Source organism: Lysobacter korlensis, assembly GCF_042434515.1.
Map to the genome: position 1 here is coordinate 842,131 of NZ_JBHLTG010000001.1, position 22,881 is coordinate 865,011.

Genomic DNA, 22,881 nt, shown 5'->3' on the forward strand with positions numbered 1-22,881 from the left:
GGGCGACGGCTAGAACCGTTCCGTTGGGCGGGATCAAAAAGAAGCCCCGCTGTGGCGGGGCTTCGGTACAGCCAGTCGCAGTAGGGGGCTTACTGCTGGCAGCTGCCGGGGCGGTACTTCGCCGCGACGGTGCCGCCGCAGGTCCAGGTCACCTGGCCATTCGGCCGCAACTCGCCGGTCAGTACAATGTTACCTGTAGCGTCCGGCACGGTCGAAACGGCCGTGAGCGTGCGGTTAGTCGCATCCCAGGTGACACCACTGACATAGGTCGAGGACTGGGTTTCCGGAACCCAAGTCGACGGCGGCAGCGAGCCAGTAGACGCGGCGTACTCGGAGACGGCTGTGCGTGCTGATGATGCCGCAAGCATCACTTCCGAAATCTTCGCTTTCTTCGTGTAGTCGCTATACGCCGGCAGCGCAATCGCGGCCAGGATGCCGATGATCGCGACGACGATCATCAGTTCGATCAAGGTAAAGCCCTGCTGCTTCTTCATGGTGTATCCCCTAGGAGGTTGTGATCTTCACGTGCCTGCATGGCGGGCGTTCCGGTCCATCGGCTTGCCGTGCTTAGCTGCACGTGCCTTGAAAGAATACGCACAAGGCGTGCCAATGCACGGATGCGGGGCGGCGGAGTTTCGATCTGAAACGACGGTCACGATTGTTTCGGCCCGGTTCACAATGTCGTGACGCTGAGCGTCAGTTGCGCGATGCAGGAGTGACGCGGGGCGTCACTTTTTCGGGGCATTCGCGATAGGTCTGCGCGGAATCAGGCTTTTAGCAAGGCGAATTTGCGCTTCGAATGGCTACTGTTGAGGGGCCAGCCGATTTGGTCGGTCGCTCGAGGTAGCGACGACCTCTGTGCTACGCGCACTGGCGATCGCAGCGAATTTGGTCCGATGGGCATCGAGTGACCGCGGCGTCCTGCCACCGCGGATGCCGCCGCGGGGTGCCGCACGGCCCGCGCAGGGCAGGCCGGCGACGGCGGTCGACCAGGGCATCAAGAGGGAGTGCAGTTCCGGTCCCCGCCCCAAGTCGCAGCTCAGTTGGGTTGAAGCAACAACCTCAACTGGCAAATCGTCGTGGACAACAGTCGGCAGGCACCCAACGACATCGACAACACCATGCTGTGGCTTGGGCGTTCGCGAACTACCAAGCGCCACTGCCGCTCAGTCTCCAAAAAACGCCCTCAGAGCACCCGCGGCGGTTCCCCGCCGACAATCACCACATCCGCAGGCCGCCTTGCGAACAGGCCGACGCTGACAACGCCCGGGATCTGGTTGATCGCCTGTTCCAGCGCCACCGGATCGGTAATCGCGAGACCGTGCACGTCGAGGATGGCATTACCGTTGTCGGTCACGACGCCGCGGCCTTCCGCGTCCTGCCGCCAGACGGGCTGCGCGCGCGTGATTGCAAGGAGCTCGCGGGCAACGAGGCTGCGCGCCATCGGGATGACTTCGACTGGCAGCGGAAAGCGGCCGAGCACGTCGACCTGCTTGGCCGGATCAACGATGCAGACGAACTTCTCGCTGGCCTCGGCGATGATCTTTTCGCGCGTGAGCGCGGCGCCGCCGCCCTTGATCAGGCGCTTGTGCGGGTCGCATTCGTCGGCGCCGTCGACATACAGCGACAGCGGGCCGGTCGAGTTCAGGTCGAGCACTTCGATGCCGAGCGCGCGCAGGCGCTGCGTGCTCTGCTCCGAACTCGACACCGCGCCTTTGATGCGGTCGCCGATGCGGCCGAGCGCGTCAATGAAGTACGCGACCGTCGATCCGGTGCCGACGCCGACGATCATGCCGTCCTCGACGTACTCGATGGCTTTTTCGGCGGCCTGGCGCTTGGCTTCGGTCATGGGGCTTCCAGTAAGGGTTATTCGAGCGAGAGCAGGTGCTGCCACTGCGCGGCAGTCACCGGCAGGATCGACAGGCGGTTGCCACGGCGGATCAGTGCGAAATCCTCGCCCAGTGCATCGGCTTCGCGCTTGATCTCGTCGAGCGTGACGGTGCGCTTGAAGCGCCGTTCGAACGTGACGTCGACCATGTGCCAGCGCGGTTCTTCCTGCGTCGCCTTCGGATCGAAGTAGTGCGACGCCCGATCGAACTGGGTCGGGTCCGGGTACGCAGTGCACGCGACCGTGGCGGTGCCGACGATGCCGGGCGGGCTGCAGTTGGAGTGGTAGAACAGAACGCCGTCGCCGACCTGCATCGAGTTGCGCATGAAGTTGCGCGCCTGGTAGTTGCGCACACCGGTCCATGGTTCGGTGCCCACGCGCGCAAGGTCGTCGATCGAGAACGTGTCGGGCTCGGATTTCATGAGCCAGTAGCGGCGGCGCGCGGTCATGCGGAGGCGGGGCGTTCGTAGGTCCTGGAGGGTGTGCAGACCACGTCGAGTGCGACGTCCCAGCTGGCGCGGTCGAGCGCGTCAACCTGCTGTTCGTCGAACGCGGCACCGACTAGCCATGGCGGCGCTGGTGAGTCGAGGCGGAAAGCAAGGGCGCGATCGTACCAGCCGCCGCCCATCCCGAGCCGGTGGCACTGCGGGTCGAACCCGACCAGCGGCATCACGATCAGTGACAGATCGGCGGCCTCGAGCAACGAGGCGGGCGCGACGTCGGGCTCGGGAATGCCGTAGCGATTCGTGACCAGCGGATCGCCGAAGCGCCACGGCGCGAAACGCAGCGTGCCGGGCTGCAGCACCGGCAGGCAGTAGACGCTTCCTTTCGGCAGACGTGTCTGCCATGCATGCAGGGCGATTTCCCCATCGGATGCCCAGTAGCCCGCGACGTAGCCCGAGGTCGGCGCACATGGAAGCGACAGCAGGCGCGCCGCGAGGCCTTCAGCGGCAGCGATGCGTTGCGGAGCGGTCAGGGAGCGGCGTCGGGCGCGCAGTTCAAGGCGCAGGGCATCGCGATCGGACGTCATGCGGAACCGGTGATTCGACACGGAGGGAAGTCGGAGCGCAGCGGTGCTGCTGCCCCAGTCGTCCCGGCTGCGGATGACCTGCAGCGGGACTCAAAGAAAAGTCCTCCACCATGGCGATGCGTGCGAAACGACCTTGAACCCGGGGTTCAAGTGGGAGTGCTGGGATGCCGTCGGGCGTTCCGCTCGAAGGCGGACTTGCACACCAGGCACCCGTTACACACCCGCGGTCGCAATTAAGGGACAAGGCGAATGTTTGCGCACGCCGTCGCTCACAGCAGAGGACGTGGAGGCAGTATACGCACGCCGCAGTCGCCTGCGCATCCGTTCGTCGGCAGCGGTCGGGCGTGATTCATCGCTGTGCTTGTGCGATGAAAAGATCAGCGCGCTGCGGGCTCGAGCAGGCCATCGAGTCGGCGGTTGAGGTCGGCCAGAGTACGCGAGAGCTCGCGGTCGCGGCCCTCGCTGTCATGTTTGAGTTGCTGCACCTCATGCGCGAAGTTCAGCGCCGCGAGCACGGCCACGCGGTCGAGTGCGACCATGCGGTTGCTGCCACGGATCTCGCGCATCTTCGCGTCCAGCAGGCGAGCGGCCGCTACCAGGCTGTCGCGCTCGTCGGGCGTGCAGCCGACCGTGTACTCGCGGTCGAGCAGGCGGATCGTGACCGGTTCGGAAGCGGTACGCATCATGTGTGCTGCTCCAGCGATTTCAGGCGCGCAATCATGGCTTCGACCCGCACGCGCGCCTGCTCGTTCTTCGCGAGCAGGGTGGCGCGCTCGCTCGCAAGCTGTTCCTGCTGCTGGCGCAGGCTGCGGTTCTCGTCGGTCAGCCGTCGCAGTCGTTCGGACAGCATTTCGACCCGGCTGACGAGCTGCTCGAGCTGTGCGTTGAGGTCGGCGTCCATGGCGGCAAGATAGCAGCCCGGGTCATCCGGTCAAGGCGCGAGCACCGCAGGCCGCGGCTCCGGTGTCCAAGAGCGGATGAACGCGACGCAGGCGTCCGGATCGAGTGGCCGGGCAAGCCAGTAGCCCTGCACCTCGTCACAGCCGTGATCGCGCAGGAACTGCACCTGCGCGGGCGTCTCGACACCTTCCGCGACGACCGTCAAACCCAGCGAATGCGCCATCGTGATGACGGTGCTGGTGATCGCTTCGTCATCGACGTCATGGGTGATGTCGCCGATGAATTCCTTGTCGATCTTCAGCGTGCTCAGCGGCAGCCGCTTGAGATAGGCAAGCGAGGAATAGCCCGTACCGAAGTCGTCGATCGCGATACCGACGCCGAGTTCGCGGAACGCCTGCAACGTCGCGGCGGTCGCCTGCGCGTTCGCCATCAGCACGCTTTCGGTCAGCTCCAGCTCCAGGCAGTTCGCCGGCACGCCGCTGTCTTCGAGCGCGTTCGCGACCACGCGTGTGAAGTCGCTGCGCAGCAGCTGCAACGCCGACACGTTCACGGCCATCGTGAGGTCGGTCAGGCCCAGGTCGCGCCAGCGGCGCAGCATGTGGCAGGCCTGGTGCAGTACCCATTCGCCGATCTCGAGAATGAGGCCGCTTTCCTCTGCCAGCGGAATGAATTGCGCCGGCGGAATCTCGCCGTGTTCCGGGCTGCTCCAGCGCAGCAGCGCTTCGACGCCGGTGATGCGCTCGTCGCGCAGCGAAAGACGCGGCTGGAACACGAGGCGCAGCTCGTTGCGCTCGATGACGTTGCGAAGCGCGCCGGAAATCGTGGCCCGCCGCCGCACTTCGACGTCCATGCCTTCGTGGTAGCGCATGAAGGTGCGCCGCCCGATCGCCTTGGCCTGGTACATCGCGGTGTCGGCGTGCTTGAGCAGGTCGGTCGGCACCAGTGCGTGATCGGGATAGAGCGCGATGCCGATCGACGGCGAGATCGCGAGGTCCTGCCGGTCGTCGATGTCGAGCGGCGCGCCGAATGCGCGGATGATCTCGGCTGCGACCTGCTCGGCCTGCTCGGCGCTGCCGATGCGCTCGAGTACGACGGTGAACTCGTCACCGCCCAGTCGCGCGACCGTGTGCTGGGGGCCGACGATCTGCTGCAGCCGCGATGCGGCCGCGCGCAGGATGCGGTCGCCGGTGGCATGGCCGAGCGAATCGTTGATGTCCTTGAAGCGGTCGAGGTCGAGGAACAGCAGTGCGATCTTGGTGTCGTGGCGGCGGGCGCGGACGATTGCGCGTGACAGGCGCTCGGACAGCAGCGTGCGATTCGGCAGGCTGGTCAGGGTGTCGTAGTTCGCGAGGTAGCGCAGCTCCTGCTCGGCGCGCTTCTGGTCGGTGACATCGGCCAGCACCGCGACGTAGAGGTCGCGCGAGTCGCCGGTGTCCTCGACCGCGCTGGCCTGCAGCCAGCACAGGAATTCGCTGCCGTCCTTGCGTCGCTGCCACAGCTCGCCGGACCAGTGGCCCAGGCGTTCGAGCTCGGCACGCATATGCCGGTACAGCTCGGCGTCGTGCTGGGGGCTGTCGAGCACGCGCGTGGGCCGGCCGATGACTTCGGTGTCGCTGTAACCGGTCATGCGCGCGAACGCGGGATTGACCGAGACGAACGTGAAGTCGCGGTCGAACACCGCTACCGCCTCGGCCATGCTGCGCAGGACTTCGCTGGCGACGCGGCGCTCGCGTTCGGCGCTGCGGCTGGCGTTGATGTCGCGTGCGGTCCCCGAAACGCGCAGTGCGCGGCCATCAGCGTCGCGCTCGACCACGCGACCGCGTGCGCGAACCCAGCTCCAGCGGCCGGGACCCACGCGGATGCGGTGCTCGGACAGGAACAGCGCGGCCTGTCCGCGCAGGTGGCGGCGCAGCTCGTCGAGCACGCGCGGCAGATCGTCGGGATGGATCTCGTGGTTCGCCTCGAACTGGCTCTGCATGCCGATGAATGGCGTCGGGCCGACCTCCTCGTCGACGCGCATCCGGTGCAGGGCGCGGGTGCGCAGGTCGAAGTCCCAGAACTGTTCGCCCGAGGCCCACAGCGCGAGCTTCAGTCGTTCTTCGCGCTCGCGGATCTGCGCGAAATAGCCGCGTTCACGCAGCCGGCGCAGGTGCAGTTGCCAACCGAGCAGGCCGAGTGCTGCAAGCGCCATGATCGCCGCCGCGGCCAGCACGAGCGGGTGACGCCAGAGCGGCGCTGCGACCTGTACGGGGATGCGCAGCTCGTTCGGGTTCCAGCCGTTGTCGTGGCTGCCCGCCTGGGCGCGGAACACGTAATCGCCGGGCGGCAGGCGCGTGTAGGTGATGTCCTGCTGGATGCCGTTGTCGATCCAGTCGCGATCGAACCCGTCCATCCGGTAGCGGTAACGCGGCTGCGCCGCCGGCGAGTAGTCGAGCGCGCCGATGCGCAGGCGCAGCAGGTCGGAGGTGGCCGGCACCTCGATGCGCTCCGGTCGCCAGAGCATGCCGTCCTGGTCGGGTGCGTCGCTGTCGATGCGGGCCGACAGCAGGCGCAATGGCGGCGTGTAGGTCGAGTCGCGCTCGCGCGCCGGATCGAACAGGTTCAGCCCGCTGACGCCGCCGAACGCCAGCCGGCCGTCTGCGAGGTAGCCGACCGCGCCGCCATTGAATTCGAGGTCCTGCAGCCCGTCGGCGATCCCGTAGTTACGGCGGCGTCCGCTGCGGATGCCGAAGCGGACGATGCCTTGGTCAGTGCCGAGCCACAGCCGCCCGGGCGGGCGCTCGGCGATCGTGAACACGACCGGCACACCGGAGTCGCCGGCGCTTTCGGCCAGCGGGTGCACGAACGAGATGTGCTCGCCACCGTCGGGCCGGGTGCCCACGACGACCCGGCTCAGGCCGGCGTGCGATCCGACCCAGATCTGGCCGGCCGCGTCCTGGTGCAGCGCGCGCACGATGTTCGCCGGAAGGCTGGTCGCGTTGTTCGGGACGTGGCGGAACTGCCGCACCCCGCCGGTGGTCGGATCGAGCACGGCAAGCCCGTCGCCGGTGCCGACCCAGATGCGGCCGCGGCGGTCCTCGAGCAGTGCGAACACGACCGGGTGGGGCAGCGAGGCGGGGTCGCCGGCACGATGGCTGTACTGCGCGACGCTGCCGTCCTGAGGCCGATACCGCACGAGGCCGCGGCCATGCGTGCCGAGCCAGAGATCGCCGTTGCGGCCGACCAGCACACTGCGCAGCGATACACCCGGCAGGCCCGGCAACTCGACGCGCTGAAGCTGCAGGCGCTCGGTGTCGAAACGGTACAGGCCCTGGCTGGTCGCGAGCCAGAAACGGCGCTGGCCCGCGTCGGCGATCGCCTGCACCCGCGCGCGGGGGCTGATGGCGGCCGCGGGCGCGTCGGGCAGACGCTCGGTGTGGTCCTGGAAACTGTCCGATGCCGGCTCGTAGCGCAGCAGCCGCGCATTGTCGGTGCCGAGCCAGAGGCTGCGGTCGTCGTCCTCGGCGATCGCGCGGATGCTGTCTCCGGTAGCGAAGCCGACGCTGGTCTTGCGATGCGGGCCGAGCACATAGCTGAAACGGGTGCCGCGTGTATCGGCAACGCCAACGCCACGGAATACGCTGCCCGCCCAGAGCATGCCGCCGGCGTCGATGAACAGCGTTTCGATCGTGTTTTCCGGCAGGTTTGCGGACGAGCGCGTCTCCGCATGCAGGCGGCGCGTCGCTCCGGTGTCCGGATTGAACCGCACCAGGCCCTTGCCGAACACCGACAGCCACAGGTGCCCGTCCGGAGCCTGCGCGATCGAGCGGATCTCGCCGCCGTCGCGTTCGTCGCCCGCGCCCGGCCAGATGCGTCGCAGCGAGCGGCCGTCAGGCTCGAGACGGTCCAGCCCGTCGAGGCGGCCGACCCAGAGACGGCCGCGCGCATCGACCTCGAGGCTGCGCACGGGCGCCGCCGGCCCGACCCGGATGACCTGGCCGTTGGCGGCCACGTGGTGCAGCCCGCTGGACGCGCCGAACCACACGCCGCCGTCGGCAGCGGGGACCAGGCTCTGCGAGGACGTCAGGCCGCTGGGTTGATCGGCGAGCGGCATCACCGTGCGCGAGGTGCCCGTCCGCGGATCGAGCTGTTTCAGCCCGGCGCTGGTGCCGATCCACAAGCGGTCGCCCTGCGGCAGCACCGCGCGGACCTGGCCGTCAGCGGGCGTGGCATCCGGGCCCGGCGTGTAGCGGCGGATCGAGCCGGTGTCGAGGTCGACGGACGAGACGTACTGCGAATTCGTGCCGACCCAGAGCCGCTGCGTGTCGTCGACAGCCAGCGCCGTGATGAAGCTGTCGGGCAACGTCGCGGCATCACGCGGATCGTGTCGGAACGCGGTGTAACGCTGGCCGTCGAACCGGTGCAGCCCGCCCTGGGTGCCCACCCAGATGAAGCCCTGGCCGTCCTGCACGATCGCCGTGACCGAACTCTGCCGTAGCCCGTGCTCGCGACCGAGCCGGTTGAAATGGAAATCACGCGTCCCGGCCCGCGCGTCAGGTGCCCATGCCGGGGAAACCAGCAGGGCCGCGAGCAGACATAGCGCAATTGCGAGGGCGGAAAACGGACGCACGGACACCGTTGCGCTTCAGCGGAGGCCAGTGTGTCGTGCCTGCAACGGCGGGGCAACCGCCGGTGCGTTCGCTACACTGGCGGCGTCCCCCACCTGATCGATGCCGTGCACGACGACGCGCTCCCGTCCGCGGGCGAACTGCCCGACCTTTCCGCCGTTGCCGCTGAAATCGCGCGGCTCTCGCTGGCGACTTCCCCATCCGAACTGCATGGCGCCCTGTGCGGCTGGCTCGCCGGAGGCGGCGGCAGCGTGCGCGAGTGGCCGGCCCGCGTGCTCGCCGACGATGCGCTGCCGGCGCCTGCAGCCGGCGGTGCACTGGATACGCTGCGCACGGTCAGTGCCGCCCAGCTCGCCGATCGCAGCTTCGAGTTCGACCTGCTGCTGCCCGGTGAGGACGCGTCGCTGGTCGAGCGCAGCGGCGCGCTGTTCGACTGGTGCCGCGGCTTTCTCGGCGCATTCGGACTGGCGGCCGGCAGTGCCAAGACGCTGTCAGACGAAAGCCGCGAAGCGCTCGGCGATATCGCCAAGCTGGCCGCGGCTCAGCCGCAGGACGAGGGCGATGAAGAGGACGAGGAAGCGCTCGTCGAGATCGAGGAATTCGTGCGCGTCGCCACGCTGCTGCTGCATGGCGACTGCGTGCTCGCGGCGCAGCACCGCCAGAGCCTGAACTGATGGCGTCCGCCAGCGGCATCCCGGCCGCGAACCACGCGCGCCGGCGCAAGCAGTTGATGCGTCTGGCCGGTGAGGACGCGATCGTGATCGTGCCCGCGGCGATCGAGCGCATCCGCAGCCGCGACACGTTCTATCCGTACCGGCAGGATTCCGACATGTGGTACCTGACCGGCTTTCCCGAGCCCGAATCGGTGCTCGTGCTCGTGCCCGGCCGCAAGCACGGCGAAACGCTGCTGTTCTGCCGCGAGCGAGATGCCGAGCGCGAAGGCTGGGACGGGCCGCGTTTCGGACCGGAAGGTGCGGTCGAGGCGTTCGGCCTTGACGACGCGTATCCGATTACTGATCTCGACGACATCCTGCCGGGCCTGCTCGAGGGCCGGTCGCGGGTGTACTACCACTTCGGCCGCGACCAGGAGTTCGACCTCAAGCTGATCGGCTGGCTCAACCGCGTGCGCGCGATGGTGCGCCAGGGGGCGCAGCCGCCCCACGAGTTCCTCGAACTCGGCCACCTGCTCGACGAGCTGCGGCTGTTCAAGGACGCCGCCGAGATCAAGCTCATGCAGCGCGCGGCCGACATCACCGTGCTGGCGCATGAGGCCGCGATGCACGCCGCGCGGCCTGGCATCCGCGAGTACGAACTGCAGGCCGAGATCGAGCGCGTGTTCCGCATGCACGACGCGGTGCCTGCATACGGCAGCATCGTCGGCGCGGGCGCGAACGGCTGCGTGCTGCATTACCACGCCAATAACGCTGCCGCGCGCGACGGCGACCTCGTGCTCATCGATGCCGGCGCCGAATACCGCAGCTACGCCGCCGACATCACGCGTACGTTCCCGGTCAACGGGCGCTTCACTGAAGCCCAGCGCGCGCTGCACGACCTCGTGCTTGCCGCACAGGCTGCGGCGCTTGCGCAGGCCCGGCCCGGCGTGGCGTACGAAGCGGGGCACCTGGCCGCGGTCGAAACGCTCACCGATGGTCTGCTGCGGCTCGGCCTGCTGCGTGGAAAGCTGGGCAAGAACATCGCCGACGGCAGCTACAAGCGCTTCTACCGGCACAAGACCGGGCACTGGCTCGGCCTGGATGTGCACGACGTCGGCGAGTACCGCATCGATGGCCAGTCACGTTTGCTCGAGCCGGGCATGGTGTTCACGATCGAGCCCGGCCTCTACATCGCGCCGGACGATGCCACCGTGGACGCGAAATGGCGCGGCATCGGCATCCGCATCGAGGATGACGTGCTGGTCACGAAGGACGGGCACCGGGTGTTGACCGACCGTCTTGCACGCAGCGCCGACGAGATCGAACACTTCATGGGATCGTGCCGACGCGCTGCCTGAATGGGCACCGCCGCCGGCCGCTTACCGCATCAGGCTGCGCGCAGTGAGTGCGCGAGCTGCGCGCCGAGCCAGACCAGCGACAGCCCACCGACCAGCGTGACCGCGAGGTAGCCGAGCATCACCCCGCTGCGCGCGCCGCGCGCGAGCAGCAGGCACTCGAGCATCAGCGACGAATACGTCGTCAGCGCACCGAGCACGCCGACGACCAGGAACGCCCGCCATGGCAGCGCGGCCGTGCCCCGCTGCTCGAGCCAGATGGCGATGAAGCCCGCGAGAAACGATCCAGCCAGGTTTGCGGCAAGCGTGCCCCACGGCAGGCCATCGCCCATGCGCTTGAGCAACCAACCGCCCAGCCAGTAGCGCCCGGCAGCGCCGAGCGCGCCGCCGAGCATGACCAGCATCAGTGTCGGAAGACCGGGCGACACGCCGAAGCGCTCAGCTCGCTGCCGCCTCGGCGTACGCGTCGCGCGTGAGGTTGATCGGGTCGCCGTCGGTGCAGACCACGTCGTCCTCGATGCGGATGCCGCCGTACGGACGGAACTGCTCGATGCGGTTCCAGTCCACCGCATCCGCATGCGGCCCCTGCCGCAGTCCGTCGAGCAGCAGCTCGGCGAAGTAGATGCCCGGTTCAATCGTCACGACCATTCCGGGCTCGAGCACGCGCGTCAGCCGCAGGTAGGGATGGCCTTCGGGCTTGGCGATCGTGCCGCCGCGGTCGGATTCGGCGAACCCGGCGACATCGTGCACCTGCAGGCCGATGCCGTGGCCGATGCCGTGCGGGAAGAACACGCTGCTGACGCCGGTCTCGAGCGCGGCCTCGGGCGAGAGCCGGCTGATCCCAAAGTTTTTCAGGATGCCCGCCAACGCGAGGTGGGCGTCGAGATGGATGCGCTTGTAGTCGATGCCGGCGCGCACCTGCGCGCACATGCGCTGCTGCGCGGCATCCACCGCATCGATGAGCTGCTGGAACTCGCTGCCGGTGTCGCGGGCGTAGGTGCGCGTGATGTCGCTCGCGTAGCCCGCATGCGCGGCGCCTGCATCGATCAGGAAGCTGCGCGGGTCAGCGGGCGCGTCGCGGTCCAGCTCGGTGTAGTGCAGGACTGCGCCGTGTTCGTTGAGCGCGACGATGTTGCGATACGGCAGCTCGAACGCGTCCTGACGCGCAGCCGCGCAGTACGCGAGGTGGATGTCGAACTCGCTTCCGCCGTTGCGGAACGCCGCCTCGGCCGCGCGGTGTGCACGCACGCCGGTGCGCGATGCGCCACGCATCATCTCGATCTCGTACGGCGTCTTGAACGCGCGGTGGTACTCGAGGTACTGCACGACCGCAGGCGGATTGTTCGGCACGTAATCGCCGAGCGCGCTCTGCGGCTCGCCGAGGATCGCGCAACGTGCGGCGTCGGCCGGCAGGTGCTGTGCGGCTTCTTCGGGCGTGCGGATCACGACGATGTCGAAGTGTTCGACCCAGTAGCCGCTTGGCGCTTCCGGTACCACGTGCCAGTAGTCGAACGGCTGCAGGTAGACGAGCTTCGGCTTGCGGCCCGGGGTGAATACAAGCCAGCTGCCGGGGTTGCGGGTCAACGGTGCCCAGGCCTTGAACTGCGGATTGACCGCGTACGCGTAGTCGCGATCGTCGAACACCTGGTAATGCAGCGTGCCGCTGGGAACGACGAGATGATCGAAACCACCGCGCTCGAGTGCGCGTTCGCTGCGTTGCTGCAGTACGCTGACGTGGGCGGCGTAAGCCGTGCCGATATCTGAGGCGATCATGGAGGGTCTCTTGGAAGCCTCGAAGGATTCTGACGGATTCGCGCAGGACCCGCAGGAGCCGCCAGAACAGGGATGGAACCACTGGCAGGCCGGGCTGTGGAGCCTGCTTGCGCTGCTGGCCGGGCTTGCGTTGTCGGTGTGGCTGGCGCAGATGCAGCAGCAACGCGTCGACGAACGTCGTCGGCAGGGGCTGGAGCAGGTGGCGAACGACACCCATGCGGCGCTGCGTGACCGGATCGAAGAGGCGGCGCTGCTGCTGCGCGGATTGCAGACGATCTACGCGACGTCGCAATCGGTCGAGCCCGACGAATTCGCAGCAAGCTTCACCAACCTCGAGCCGCAGACGCGCTTCCCGAGCCTGCAAGCCTTTGCGTATGCGCAGCGGGAGCGGCGTGATGGTCGCGACTTTTTTCCGGTCGTGCTCGTCGCGCCGCTGCCGGAAAACGAACGCCTGCTCGGCCTGGACGTGACCAGCCAGCCGGAGAACCTGAAGGCATTGCTGGGTTCGGCAGCCACGAACCGCCCGGCGCTTTCTGCACCATTTCCGCTGCTGCAGGCCGCCCCGGGCCAGGGCCGGTCACCTGGCGTGGTGCTGCGCCTGCCGGTCTATCGCAGCGGTCCCCCGCCCGTTACGCCGGCGCAGCGGCTCGAACGACTGCAGGGTTCGCTGGCGGTGTCGTTTCTCGTGAACGATCTGATCGCCAACGCAGTGCCGGCGCAAAGCCGCCAATTGCTGCATCTGCAGGTGACCGACGTCACCAGCGAACGTTCGCAGCCGCTGTACGACTCGCATCCCGCCGCGCATGACCCGGTTGCGTTCGACTGGCAGCGCAGCGTCGAGATGGACGTCGGCGGGCGCACCTGGCAGCTCGACATGCACCCGCTCGAGCATGCGGTCGCGCGGCTGGACTGGACGCAGTCGCTGCTGCTGCCCGGCATCTGCGCCAGCGTGCTGTTTGCGCTGCTGGTCGGTTCGCTGGTCAGCACGCGCCAGCGCGCATTGTCGCTGGGCGAACGCATGAGCCGCCGCTATCGCGCGAGCGAAGCGCGGTTCCGCGCGCTCAACGACCTGCTGCCGGCACTGGTGCTGCTGGCGCGTAGTCGCGACGGCATGGTCATGTACGCGAACCAGGCCGCGCAGCTGCGCTTGGGGCGGCACGTCCGCACGCTCGCGTTGGCCGATCTGTTCGATGAGGACGAGCAGCGGGCGCAGCTTCGCCGCAGCGACCATCCGGGCTGCAGCAACGCCGAGGCCTTGCTTCGCAGTGCGAACGGCGACCGCTTCTGGGCCTCGGTCTCGATCGCGCCGGTCCAGCTCGATGACGAGCAGCAGCTGCTGATGGTTGCGTCGGACATTTCCGAGCAGCGCCAGCTCACCGAGCTGCTCGGCTACCAGGCGACGCACGATGCGTTGACCGAGCTGCTGAACCGGCGCGAATTCGAACGTCGCGTCGATCACGTGCTCGCCGGCATCGCCGCCGGCGCGCCGCCGTGCGCGCTGTTTTTCATCGACCTCGACCAGTTCAAGCTGATCAATGACACCTCCGGCCATGCGGCCGGCGACCAGCTGCTCGTGCAGCTGGCCGGCGTGATGCGTGACCAGCTGCGCGGCGGCGACGTGCTCGCGCGCCTGGGCGGTGACGAATTCGGGGTGCTGGCCACGAGTGTCGAGGACCTCGAGGGCGCGAAGCTCGTCGCCGGGCGCCTGCGTGAGGCGGTCGATGCGTACGCGTTCATCTGGGAGCAGCGCAGCTACACCATCAGCGCGAGCATCGGCGGTGTGATGGTCGAGCATGCCGAGGCGAACCCGAAGGAGCTGTTCGCGCAGGCCGACACTGCGTGCTATCTCGCGAAGGAAGCCGGCCGCAACCGCGTGCATTTCTATCGCGAGCAGGACGATGAAGCCGCGCGCAGGCGCAACGAGATGCAGTGGGCGCACCGGCTGCGCTGGGCGATTGATGAAAACCGGTTCCTGCTGCAGTACCAGGAGGTGTGGCCGCTGGCGCTCGACCTCGACGCCGGCGCGCGCATTGAATTGCTGCTGCGGTTCCGGGAGGAAAACGGCCAGATCGTCGCGCCCGGTGCATTCATCCCGGCGGCCGAGCGCTACGGATTGATGCCGATGATCGACCGCTGGGTCATCGAAGCCGTGCTCGGCAACTTCGACCGGCTGCATCCCAGCGGCACATCGTTGCAGTTGGCAACGATCAACCTGTCGGGCGCAAGCATCGAGGACGAGGCGCTGTCGTCACTGATTCTCGAGCTGCTGCAGCGCCATGCTGTCGACCCTAGGCGCGTGTGCTTCGAGATCACCGAAACCGTCGCGGTGCGTAGCTTCGCGCAGGTCACGCGGTTCATCGAGCCGCTGCGCGCGGTGGGTTGCCGCATCGCACTCGACGATTTCGGTGCGGGCATGTCCTCGTTCGGCTACCTCAAGAGTTTGCCGCTGGACATCATCAAGATCGATGGCAGCTTCATCCGCGATCTGACGCACGACTCGATGAGCCGGGCGATCGTGCGCGCGGTGACCGACATCGGCCACGAGCGCGGGTTCAAGATCGTTGCCGAATGGGTGACCGGCTACGCGATCGCCGATGCGCTCGCGGAGATCGGCGTCGACTACGCCCAGGGGTTCGGCCTGCACCGGCCGCAGACCGTGGTGTTCCAGCGCGAGAGCTGACCGGCGGGCCTGGCCCGTCAGTCGTAGCGGCCGCCCGGGGCGTCGAGCCAGTTGCGCAGCTGCTGCAGCTGCAGGTCCGGGATCGAGATCGCCCGAAGCCCGACCCACGCCTGGCCCGAGCCCGTGCTGCGGTCCTGCCACAACGCATGCATGCCGGCCTCGACCGACAGCAGCGCACCGCCGTGCATCGATAGTGAGTAACGGAACTGGTAGAGCGCATCATCGACGAGCGGGGCCGTCGCGATCAGCAGCATGCCGGTTTCGGAGAGGTTGCCGATCCGTCCGACGATCGCGTCGGTCATCGCGTCGGTCACCAGCACGGTGCCTTCGATCCGCCGCCGGCGCGCGCGACGGAGGTTGTGCACGTTGCCGGCGGACTGCAGTACGTGCGGGCTCATGACGCGGCCGCCGTATCGTCGTGGCCGAAGCGACGGAGGCTGGCCAGCGTGGCTTCCCAGGCGCGATCGACGACGCTGCGGCCGTCGTCGCCGACCGGTCGGGCCGCGCCTTTTGCGAGCATGCGCGCCAGTTCGTCGAGCGTGTATTCGGCTGCGCGCTGGCCGCGGCGGTTGACGAACAGCGTGGCGTTCGTGACCGGTCCGATCCACGCAAGCCGCCGCCTGACGGAGGTGCCCGCCTCGTCGATGAATTCGAACTGGCCGCCTGCGCGCATCGTGCGCAGCAGCTCCAGTTGCGCCTGTTCGTCGGGCTCGAGCGGGGCGGACGGGCGGATCTCGGGCAGCGCCTGGCCGCCGAGGCGCGCACGCGCCTTCAGCCGCATGACCAGCTCGGTCCTGGAGGCCGCCGAATCCTCGTCCAGCCCGATGCCGGCGCCCAGGTGCGATGCAATCGCCGCCGCTTCTTCCTCGTGATAGCCGATCAGCGTCAGCGCCTCTCGGATGCGCACGTCGAGTCCTGCCGGTGGCGGTTCACCGACGGCCACCGCGATGATCTGGCGGGTCGTGTCCATCTGCACGCTCCACTCGGCGCTGGACGCGTCGTGGCGCAGCAGCGTCAGCGTCAGCACATCGGCCCAGGCCTGGTGGATCAGCGCCTGCAGCACGCGTGGCAGGGACCGCTCGCCGAGCAGGCCCCGGATGAGCGCCGCGGCACGCTCGCGCGCGTCGGCCAGCCGCTCCTTGCCGCGAGCCGACTCGACCTGGCGCCGCTCGGCCACTTCGCTGCGCCGCGCGAGTGCGCGTAGCTGCTCCTGTATCGCTTCGTTCGCGGCTTCGAACGCACGCGGATCGTCGTCGTTGCGTTCGATCACCTGGTTGACGGCGTGTTCGAGCGCGCTGCGAAGCTGCGGGTCGAGGTCGTCGTCCGCGGACCCGAGCACGCCGGGCGCGGCGACTGCCTCGAGCAACTGTCGTGCGGGATGCTGCGGCCGGTCGAAAAACGCGTGGTCCTGCAGCGCCTCGCGCAACACCGTCGCCTGCAGGCGCTCAAGCAAGGCGACGCTCGCGCTGCCGGGACGCAACTGTCGGGTGATCTGGGCGTGCATCAGGCCGAACAACTCGAATACATCGGCGTCGATCGGCGACAGCACGCCCGCGCCGCTGGCCTCGAACCGGCGCTGCAGTTCATCACGAAGCCGGTCGATCGGCGGCAGTGGACGGCCCTGCAGCGGGGCGAGCGCCGCGACGACCTCTTCGGTCGGGACGGTGGCCGCATGGGCCTGGCCCATGCCGGGATTGGCACGCAGCCGCTCGATCAGCCCACGTCGGCGCGCGAGCAGTTGCTGCATGAAATCGAACGATGCGGCCGGCGGCGCGATTGCGTCCGCGACGGCAGGCGCCGGTGCGGCCGGCGTCGGGTCAGCAGCCTCGCCGTGCAGCCGGGGTTTGGTGCGCAGCGGCACGAACGTCATGCTCGGCAGCACGTTGTGCTGGGCCAGCGAGTCGTTCATCACCGCGGCGAGTGCTTCGTAATGCGCGAGCACGCGCTGCTCGAAGCTCTGCAGCAATGTGAGGCGGGTCTCCGGGGCGATCTCGAGCGCCTGGGCGGCCTGCGACAGCAGCACGGTCATGCGATGCGGGCCAACCGGCAGGTGCTCGGCGTCGAACGCCGGTCGCGCGCCCAGCACGCCGAAGCGCTGGCCCAGCAGCTGCAGCGGCAGGCCTGCGCGGGACTCGTAGCGGATCGTGATCGCGCGCAGCAGCGCGTCCTCGCTGGCCTCGTCGTCTTCAAGCAGCCGCAGCTCCCAGGTGGACGACGGTCCTACTGCGCTCGACGGGGGCGGGGCGACAGGCGCGACCGGCTCGCGGATCGCCGCGAACTCGGCTTCGAGCAGATCGATGAAGCGCGGGCCCAGTCGGTCGCGGTTGCGCTGCAGGGCACGCAGCTGACCGAGCCGCTGGACGCGGAGGGTCAGGTCGTCGGTCTGTTCGGCCGATCGATGCAACTGCTGTTCGATCTCGTCCAGTACGCGCTCGAGTGGGCCGGCGACGTGGTCGAGCACGAGCGATAGCACGGCCTGCAACGCGTCGCGAACTCGACGCGGCAGCGCGGCCGCGGCAAGCGAGGGCATCCGGTGTGGGCTGACAAACGGCTGCAAAGGTGCGGGCACGGTTCCCCCGGGTCGATCCATCTGAACATGCGCGGGCGGTGCTGTCATCCGGCGCGGGCCTCGCTGCAACGTCCTGCAGCGCCTACCGTCGCGTTGCAAGAACCGTTCCCGCCGCTTCGTCAGGATTCCGACAGGAACAGTTCAACCACGTCGTTCGTGAACCTGCGCCCCAGTTCGGTCGGCCGCACCAGTGCGCCCTCGCGTTCCAGCCAGCCGCGTTCTTCGGCGATGGCGAGCGACGGCTCGATCGCCGCGACCGGCAGCCCGGTGCCGTAGATGAAGTCGTCCAGCGCGAAGCCATCGACGAGTCGCAGCGCGTTGAGCATGAACTCGAACGGCCGCCGGGCCGGTTCGATGCGGTCATCGCCCCCGATCGCGTCGGGCGTGCCCGCAGCGGCGAGGTAGCGCGCGGGGTGCTTGAGTTTCCAGCGCCGCAGGATCGTCTGCTCGTGGCCAAGCGTGAGCTTGCCGTGCGCGCCCGCGCCGATGCCGAGGTAATCGCCGTAGCGCCAGTAGTTGAGGTTATGCGCGCAGCGCCGGCCCGGGCGGGCATAGGCGCTGACCTCGTACTGGCCGTAGCCGGCCCGGGCGAGCAGCTGCTGGCAGCGCTCCTGCATGTCCCAGCCGGCGTCCTCGTCGGGAATGCCCACGGGCGGGCGGGCCGCGAACACGGTGTTCGGCTCCAGCGTCAGCTGGTAATGGCTGATGTGCGTCGGCTGCAGCGCGAACGCGCGTTCGAGGTCGTGCTCGGCCATCGACAGTGTCTGCTGCGGCAGCGCGTACATGAGGTCGAGGTTGATGTTGTCGAAGCCGGCATCCTGCGCGAGCCGCACTGCGGCCTCGGCTTCGCCACTGTCGTGGATGCGGCCCAGCCGCTGCAGGCAACCGTCATCGAAGCTCTGGATGCCGAAGCTGAGCCGGTTGACGCCGGCAGACCGGTAACCTTCGAACCGGCCGTACTCGGCGGTGCCCGGGTTCGCCTCCATCGTGATCTCGCAGCCCGGCGCGAAGCGCAGCCGGCTGCTGGCGCCCTGCAGGAAGCGCTCGATCTGCTCGGGCGGCATCAGGCTCGGCGTGCCGCCACCGAAGAACACTGTGTGCACGGTGCGGCCCCAGACCAGCGGCAGGTCGAAATCCAGGTCCGCCAGCAGCGCGTCGACGTACTGCGCGAACGGCAGTTCGCCGCGCTGCTCGTGCGAGTTGAAATCGCAGTACGGGCATTTGCGTACGCACCACGGAATGTGGACGTACAACGAGAGCGGGGGCGGGGTCAGCATCACGAGGCGGATTGTCCCATCGGGCGAAGCCGCGGCGAGGGTGGCGGCGGGTAGGGTTCAGGCGGAGGTCGGCTGCGGGCGGCGTGGTGGGGCTTGCTGGGGCAGGCGGGTCGCAGCTGGCGCGAGGGCGATCAGGGCGGCCGCGGTTCCGGGCTGGATAGGGCTGGCTTCGGGTGGGTGCGTGGGGGCGTGAGCCGAACGGCGGGCTGTAGCGGCGCCCCGCCGTCGGGGCTTCCTGCCCCGAGTTGGGGCCGTGCGCCATCCATGGCGCACTCGCCACGACAGCCCGCCGCCCGGCTCACGCGTGGCGATTCGATGCTTCGGTTGGGGAAAGGCGCCTGCATTGCCTGCCGCCTGTCGCAGACCTCAGACCTCAGACCTCAGACCTCAGACCTCAGAGATCAGACCTCAGAGATCAGAGATCAGAGATCAGAGATCAGAGATCAGGCCTTGCGGCGCATCGTCGCCCTACGCACCCGTCGCTTGCGTCGCCCCTGCGCCGTTGCTGCGCACCCGCCCAGGTCAGTCTGCCGCCGGCTCCGCCAGCTCCACCGGACTGTCCTGCAGCAGACGCGCACGCAGTGCAGCCAGCGCCTGGGCACGGTGGCTGATGCGGTTCTTCAGCGCCGGATCGAGCTGCGCGGCGCTGCAGCCGTGCACGGGGTCGAAGAACACCGGGTCGTAGCCGAAGCCGCCGTCGCCTGCGACCGCCTCGAGGACGCGTCCGCGCCAGACGCCTTCGGCCACCAGCGGCTGCGGATCCTCGGCATGGCGCAGCAGCACGATCACGGCATAGAAATGCGCGCCGCGCTGGTCTTCCGGTACGTCCTGCAGGGCGGCGAGCAGCTTGGCGATATTTGCCTGTGCGTCGCCGTGCGTGCCGGCATAGCGTGCCGACAGCAGCCCGGGCGCCCCGCCGAGCGCGTCCACACACAGGCCCGAGTCGTCGGCAAGCGCCGGCAGCCCGGTCAGGCGCGCGGCGTGGCGCGCTTTCAACAGCGCGTTCTCGACGAAGGTCAGGCCGGTTTCCTCGGCATCGCTGACGCCGAGCTCATGCTGCGCGACCCATTCGATGCCGCTGCCGGCAAGCAGGTCGGCGAACTCCGCAAGCTTGCCGCGATTGCCGCTCGCGACGACGATCCGTTTCACCTTGCAAGCGCCTCGCGCTGGATCTCGACCAGCTGCGCAATCCCGGCTTCGGCCAGCGCGGTCATCGCGTTGAGCTCGTCGCGTCGGAACGCATGCCCTTCGGCCGTGCCCTGCAGCTCGATGAAGCCGCCGCCGTCGTTCATGACCACATTCATGTCGGTGTCGCAGTCCGAGTCTTCAGCGTAATCGAGGTCGAGCACCGGAACGCCTTTCCAGATGCCGACCGACACGGCCGCGACGGCGCCGAACACCGGGTCGCGCCGGTTGCTGCCGGACTTGATCTCGCCGCGCGCCTGCAGCCAGCGCACCGCGTCGACAAGCGCCACGTATGCGCCGGTGATCGCGGCCGTGCGCGTGCCGCCGTCGGCCTGCAGCACGTCGCAGTCGAGCGTGATCGTACGCTCGCCCAGCAGCTTGCGGTCGATGCACGCGCGCAGCGAGCGGCCGATCAGGCGCTGGATCTCGAGCGTGCGTCCGCCCTGTTTGCCGCGTGCGGCCTCGCGGTCGTTGCGGGTGTTCGTCGAGCGCGGAAGCATGCCGTACTCGGCCGTGACCCAGCCTTCGCCCTTGCCGCGCAGGAACGGCGGCACCTTGTTCTCGACGCTCGCGGTGCACAGCACGCGTGTGTCGCCGAAGCTCACCAGCACCGAGCCCTCGGCATGGCGCGTAAACCCGCGCTCGATGCGGACCTCGCGCAGTTCATCGGGGCGCCGACCACTGGGTCGGAGGATGGTCTGCGTGCCAGCGCTCATGCCGGTTTTTACCGATAACGGGGCGAGCGAGCTTACCATTCGCCCCTTTCCGGCCGGCCGGCCGGTGCCCAGCGCCGCCCCGTAGCGGGTGAGGAGACGCCCGTGATCCGCAGCATGACCGCTTTTGCCAACGCCGAGCGCAGCACTCCATGGGGCACGCTCGCCTGCGAGCTGCGTTCGGTGAACCACCGCTTCCTCGAGCTCGCCGTACGCCTGCCCGACGAGCTGCGCGTGTTCGAGCCGCTGCTGCGCGAGCGCGTCGGTGCGCGGGTGACCCGCGGCAAGCTCGACCTGGTGCTGCGGCTGCGCGCGCCGGAAGGCGAGGGCGGGCTGCAGGTCAACCCGGTGCGTGTTCGCGAGCTGAGCGCGCTGGCGATCGAACTGTCGGCGCAGTTTCCGGGGCTGCATACCCATTTCACCGACCTCGTGCAGTTCCCGGGCGTGCTGCAGACGCAGGCGGCCGATCCGGCGGAACTGCAGGCCCAGGCACTCGCGCTGCTCGATACGGTGCTCGATGAATTCATCGCGGCGCGCGAACGCGAGGGCGCGAAGCTGCAGGCGGCGATCGCCGAGCGCATCGACGGCATCGCGCGCATCGCAGGTGACGTCCGCACGCTGATGCCGCAGATCCGCACCGGCCAGCGCGCGAAGTTGCAGGCACGCCTGGGCGACCTGCTGCAGGGCAGCAGCGTGGCAGTCGACGCCGGCCGCATCGAGCAGGAATTCGTGCTGTGGCTGCAGAAGCTCGACGTCGACGAGGAGCTCGATCGGCTGGACGCGCATGTCAGCGAGGCCCGGCGCGTGCTGAAGCTGCGCGAGGCGGTCGGTCGGCGGCTGGACTTCCTGCTGCAGGAGTTCAACCGCGAAGCGAACACGCTGGGCTCGAAGTCGGTCGATGCGCGCAGCTCCGCGGCGGCCGTGGAGCTCAAGCTGCTGATCGACCAGGTGCGCGAGCAGATCCAGAATATCGAGTAGAGCGCAGGCCCCGCCGCGGCGGATTTGGCGGCCCGCAAAAGCGGGTAGGATTCACGGCCCGGTTCCGCTTCGGTGCGCGGCAGCGAAGTCCGGATCGACCCCGAGCCCTGAGATCCCGGCCCTATGCGCGGAACCCTCTTCATCGTCGCAGCGCCATCCGGCGCCGGGAAATCGAGCATCGTCAACGCGGTGCTCGCACGCGACCCGAACATCGCCCTGTCGATCTCGTTTACATCGCGCGCGCCAAGGCCCGGTGAGCGCCACGCCGAGCATTACCACTTCGTCAGCGCCGGGCAGTTCGAGGGGATGGTCGCTGCCGGCGACTTCTTCGAGCACGCCCGCGTGCACGGCGACTGGAAGGGCACGGCCCGGCAGTCGGTGGAGCCGCAGCTTGCGTCCGGACGCGACGTGCTGCTCGAAATCGACTGGCAGGGCGCGCGGCAGGTCCGGCAGAAGGTGCCGGGCGCGGTCAGCGTGTTCATTCTTCCGCCGTCGCGGCAGGCGCTGGAGCAGCGCATGCGCGCGCGCGGGCAGGACAGCGAGGCCGTGATCGCGCAGCGGCTGGCAGCGGCGCGCGAGGAGATGAGCCATTACGGCGAGTTCGATTACGTGATCGTCAACGAGCACTTCGACGTCGCGGTCAGCGAGATGTGCGCGATCTTCACCGCCAGCCGCCTGCGTCGTGAACCGCAGGTGGCCCGGCACGCGCGCCTGATCACCGCGCTGCTCGCCGACGAGCCGCGCTGATTGCAGGTCGGCCGACCGTCAGGCGTCGATCACTGGCGGGCCGGGCTAAGCGACTGATTCATAAGCGGCAGCTTGCCGCGGCTGCCCGGCGTCGCTACACTCGCCGGTCCCTTGTATCCGCAGCGACGGCCTCCGGCCGCCGGGAGCCCCATGGCCCGCATTACCGTTGAAGATTGCCTGGAAGTGGTCGACAACCGCTTCGAACTCGTGATGATGGCCGCCAAGCGCGCGCGCCAGCTCGCCAATGGCGTCGAGCCGCAGCTCGACAACACCGAACACAACGACAAGCCGACGGTGATGGCGCTGCGCGAGATCGCCGCGCGCCGCATCGACAACGACTACATCGACGCGGTCGAGAAGGCCGAGCGTGAGCGCAAGGAGCGCGAGGCGATGGAGTGGGCTGCTGCCGAAGTCGTCGCTGACGAGGACATGTCGAAGAACGACGACTGACCTGCGCCGCCGGCTACGGGCCGGCAGCGACGAAATCCGGCCCCGCACTGCGGGGCCGTTTTGTTTGCATTTGGCA

At 68.6% G+C, this 22,881-nt stretch carries 20 protein-coding genes and 1 other RNA gene; 6 read left to right on the top strand and 15 right to left on the bottom strand.

Annotated elements, in window-relative coordinates; all coding sequences use genetic code 11:
* Positions 1–89: 89 nt before the first annotated feature.
* The 8 genes from ACFFGH_RS03775 to ACFFGH_RS03810 all read right to left on the bottom strand — a co-directional run bounded on the left by ACFFGH_RS03775 (position 90) and on the right by ACFFGH_RS03810 (position 8,433).
* Entirely contained in the window at positions 90–494 is a 405-nt protein-coding gene (locus ACFFGH_RS03775; protein ID WP_386664942.1) for a pilin, read from the bottom strand.
* A 692-nt stretch (positions 495–1,186) separates the two neighbouring features.
* Complete coding sequence (gene rpiA / locus ACFFGH_RS03780) at positions 1,187–1,849, bottom strand: ribose-5-phosphate isomerase RpiA (protein WP_386664943.1); 663 nt, start codon at positions 1,847–1,849, stop codon at positions 1,187–1,189.
* Positions 1,850–1,866: 17 nt separating this feature from the next.
* Positions 1,867–2,337: an EVE domain-containing protein gene (locus tag ACFFGH_RS03785; RefSeq protein ID WP_386664945.1), complete on the bottom strand. Its 471-nt coding sequence runs from the start codon at positions 2,335–2,337 to the stop codon at positions 1,867–1,869.
* Entirely contained in the window at positions 2,334–2,918 is a 585-nt protein-coding gene (locus ACFFGH_RS03790) for a 5-formyltetrahydrofolate cyclo-ligase (RefSeq protein WP_386664946.1), read from the bottom strand. The genes ACFFGH_RS03785 and ACFFGH_RS03790 overlap by 4 nt, the downstream gene beginning before the upstream one ends.
* Positions 2,919–3,016: 98 nt before the next feature.
* Positions 3,017–3,202: non-coding RNA, 6S RNA (gene ssrS, locus ACFFGH_RS03795), on the bottom strand.
* 93 nt (positions 3,203–3,295) lie between these two features.
* A complete protein-coding gene (locus ACFFGH_RS03800; RefSeq protein ID WP_386667329.1) occupies positions 3,296–3,601 on the bottom strand; it encodes a cell division protein ZapA in 306 nt (101 codons plus the stop codon).
* The gene (locus ACFFGH_RS03805; RefSeq protein ID WP_386664948.1) at positions 3,601–3,819 is read right to left on the bottom strand and encodes a TIGR02449 family protein; all 219 of its coding nucleotides are present in this window, start codon (positions 3,817–3,819) and stop codon (positions 3,601–3,603) included. Before ACFFGH_RS03805 ends, ACFFGH_RS03800 begins: the two co-directional genes overlap by 1 nt.
* A gap of 30 nt (positions 3,820–3,849) precedes the next feature.
* The gene (locus ACFFGH_RS03810) at positions 3,850–8,433 is read right to left on the bottom strand and encodes an EAL domain-containing protein (RefSeq protein ID WP_386664949.1); all 4,584 of its coding nucleotides are present in this window, start codon (positions 8,431–8,433) and stop codon (positions 3,850–3,852) included.
* Positions 8,434–8,532: 99 nt separating this feature from the next.
* Between ACFFGH_RS03810 and ACFFGH_RS03815 the strand changes: the two genes are divergently transcribed.
* A complete protein-coding gene (locus tag ACFFGH_RS03815; protein ID WP_386664951.1) occupies positions 8,533–9,099 on the top strand; it encodes a UPF0149 family protein in 567 nt (188 codons plus the stop codon).
* Positions 9,099–10,436 (top strand): aminopeptidase P N-terminal domain-containing protein, encoded by a 1,338-nt coding sequence (locus ACFFGH_RS03820; RefSeq protein ID WP_386664952.1) that lies wholly within the window; start codon positions 9,099–9,101, stop codon positions 10,434–10,436. The genes ACFFGH_RS03815 and ACFFGH_RS03820 overlap by 1 nt, the downstream gene beginning before the upstream one ends.
* A gap of 29 nt (positions 10,437–10,465) precedes the next feature.
* Here ACFFGH_RS03820 and ACFFGH_RS03825 read toward each other — a convergent pair whose 3' ends face one another.
* Both ACFFGH_RS03825 and pepQ read right to left on the bottom strand, forming a co-directional pair.
* The gene (locus ACFFGH_RS03825; RefSeq protein WP_386667331.1) at positions 10,466–10,837 is read right to left on the bottom strand and encodes a CrcB family protein; all 372 of its coding nucleotides are present in this window, start codon (positions 10,835–10,837) and stop codon (positions 10,466–10,468) included.
* 34 nt (positions 10,838–10,871) lie between these two features.
* Positions 10,872–12,206, bottom strand: coding sequence for a Xaa-Pro dipeptidase (gene pepQ / locus ACFFGH_RS03830; protein WP_386664954.1), 1,335 nt, complete (start codon positions 12,204–12,206; stop codon positions 10,872–10,874).
* 10 nt (positions 12,207–12,216) lie between these two features.
* On the opposite strand from pepQ, the gene ACFFGH_RS03835 reads away from it, so the two are divergent.
* Positions 12,217–14,886 carry a bifunctional diguanylate cyclase/phosphodiesterase gene (locus ACFFGH_RS03835; RefSeq protein ID WP_386664956.1) on the top strand — a complete coding sequence of 890 codons (2,670 nt, stop codon included), beginning with the start codon at positions 12,217–12,219 and terminating at the stop codon, positions 14,884–14,886.
* Between the two features lie 17 nt (positions 14,887–14,903).
* Here the strand turns inward: ACFFGH_RS03835 and ACFFGH_RS03840 are convergent, their stop codons facing one another.
* From ACFFGH_RS03840 to rph, 5 genes are all read right to left on the bottom strand, one after another.
* A complete protein-coding gene (locus ACFFGH_RS03840) occupies positions 14,904–15,284 on the bottom strand; it encodes a PilZ domain-containing protein (RefSeq protein WP_386664958.1) in 381 nt (126 codons plus the stop codon).
* Positions 15,281–17,416 (bottom strand): DUF1631 family protein, encoded by a 2,136-nt coding sequence (locus tag ACFFGH_RS03845; protein ID WP_386664959.1) that lies wholly within the window; start codon positions 17,414–17,416, stop codon positions 15,281–15,283. Before ACFFGH_RS03845 ends, ACFFGH_RS03840 begins: the two co-directional genes overlap by 4 nt.
* 158 nt (positions 17,417–17,574) lie before the next feature.
* On the bottom strand, positions 17,575–18,732 hold the full coding sequence (hemW, locus tag ACFFGH_RS03850) for a radical SAM family heme chaperone HemW (RefSeq protein ID WP_386664961.1): 1,158 nt from the start codon (positions 18,730–18,732) through the stop codon (positions 17,575–17,577).
* Positions 18,733–19,254: 522 nt separating this feature from the next.
* Positions 19,255–19,881, bottom strand: coding sequence for an RdgB/HAM1 family non-canonical purine NTP pyrophosphatase (gene rdgB / locus ACFFGH_RS03855; protein WP_386664962.1), 627 nt, complete (start codon positions 19,879–19,881; stop codon positions 19,255–19,257).
* Positions 19,878–20,633, bottom strand: coding sequence for a ribonuclease PH (gene rph, locus ACFFGH_RS03860; protein ID WP_386664963.1), 756 nt, complete (start codon positions 20,631–20,633; stop codon positions 19,878–19,880). Before rph ends, rdgB begins: the two co-directional genes overlap by 4 nt.
* A gap of 102 nt (positions 20,634–20,735) precedes the next feature.
* Here rph and ACFFGH_RS03865 point away from each other — a divergent pair, with 102 nt between their 5' ends.
* From ACFFGH_RS03865 to rpoZ, 3 genes are all read left to right on the top strand, one after another.
* Positions 20,736–21,608, top strand: coding sequence for a YicC/YloC family endoribonuclease (locus ACFFGH_RS03865; protein ID WP_386664964.1), 873 nt, complete (start codon positions 20,736–20,738; stop codon positions 21,606–21,608).
* Between the two features lie 123 nt (positions 21,609–21,731).
* Positions 21,732–22,355, top strand: a complete 624-nt coding sequence (gene gmk, locus ACFFGH_RS03870) for a guanylate kinase (RefSeq protein WP_386664966.1) — start codon at positions 21,732–21,734, stop codon at positions 22,353–22,355.
* Between the two features lie 150 nt (positions 22,356–22,505).
* Positions 22,506–22,805, top strand: coding sequence for a DNA-directed RNA polymerase subunit omega (rpoZ, locus tag ACFFGH_RS03875; protein WP_386664967.1), 300 nt, complete (start codon positions 22,506–22,508; stop codon positions 22,803–22,805).
* Positions 22,806–22,881: the final 76 nt, after the last annotated feature.

What these genes read in the sequence shown, in the direction of transcription:
- ACFFGH_RS03775 (WP_386664942.1), bottom strand. Translation starts at nt 494, where the DNA reads ATGAAGAAGCAGCAGGGCTTTACCTTGATCGAACTGATGATCGTCGTC.
- rpiA (WP_386664943.1), bottom strand. Translation starts at nt 1,849, where the DNA reads ATGACCGAAGCCAAGCGCCAGGCCGCCGAAAAAGCCATCGAGTACGTC.
- ACFFGH_RS03785 (WP_386664945.1), bottom strand. Translation starts at nt 2,337, where the DNA reads ATGACCGCGCGCCGCCGCTACTGGCTCATGAAATCCGAGCCCGACACG.
- ACFFGH_RS03790 (WP_386664946.1), bottom strand. Translation starts at nt 2,918, where the DNA reads ATGACGTCCGATCGCGATGCCCTGCGCCTTGAACTGCGCGCCCGACGC.
- ACFFGH_RS03800 (WP_386667329.1), bottom strand. Translation starts at nt 3,601, where the DNA reads ATGCGTACCGCTTCCGAACCGGTCACGATCCGCCTGCTCGACCGCGAG.
- ACFFGH_RS03805 (WP_386664948.1), bottom strand. Translation starts at nt 3,819, where the DNA reads ATGGACGCCGACCTCAACGCACAGCTCGAGCAGCTCGTCAGCCGGGTC.
- ACFFGH_RS03820 (WP_386664952.1), top strand. Translation starts at nt 9,099, where the DNA reads ATGGCGTCCGCCAGCGGCATCCCGGCCGCGAACCACGCGCGCCGGCGC.
- ACFFGH_RS03825 (WP_386667331.1), bottom strand. Translation starts at nt 10,837, where the DNA reads ATGCTGGTCATGCTCGGCGGCGCGCTCGGCGCTGCCGGGCGCTACTGG.
- pepQ (WP_386664954.1), bottom strand. Translation starts at nt 12,206, where the DNA reads ATGATCGCCTCAGATATCGGCACGGCTTACGCCGCCCACGTCAGCGTA.
- ACFFGH_RS03840 (WP_386664958.1), bottom strand. Translation starts at nt 15,284, where the DNA reads ATGAGCCCGCACGTACTGCAGTCCGCCGGCAACGTGCACAACCTCCGT.
- ACFFGH_RS03845 (WP_386664959.1), bottom strand. Translation starts at nt 17,416, where the DNA reads ATGCCCTCGCTTGCCGCGGCCGCGCTGCCGCGTCGAGTTCGCGACGCG.
- hemW (WP_386664961.1), bottom strand. Translation starts at nt 18,732, where the DNA reads ATGCTGACCCCGCCCCCGCTCTCGTTGTACGTCCACATTCCGTGGTGC.
- rph (WP_386664963.1), bottom strand. Translation starts at nt 20,633, where the DNA reads ATGAGCGCTGGCACGCAGACCATCCTCCGACCCAGTGGTCGGCGCCCC.
- gmk (WP_386664966.1), top strand. Translation starts at nt 21,732, where the DNA reads ATGCGCGGAACCCTCTTCATCGTCGCAGCGCCATCCGGCGCCGGGAAA.
- rpoZ (WP_386664967.1), top strand. Translation starts at nt 22,506, where the DNA reads ATGGCCCGCATTACCGTTGAAGATTGCCTGGAAGTGGTCGACAACCGC.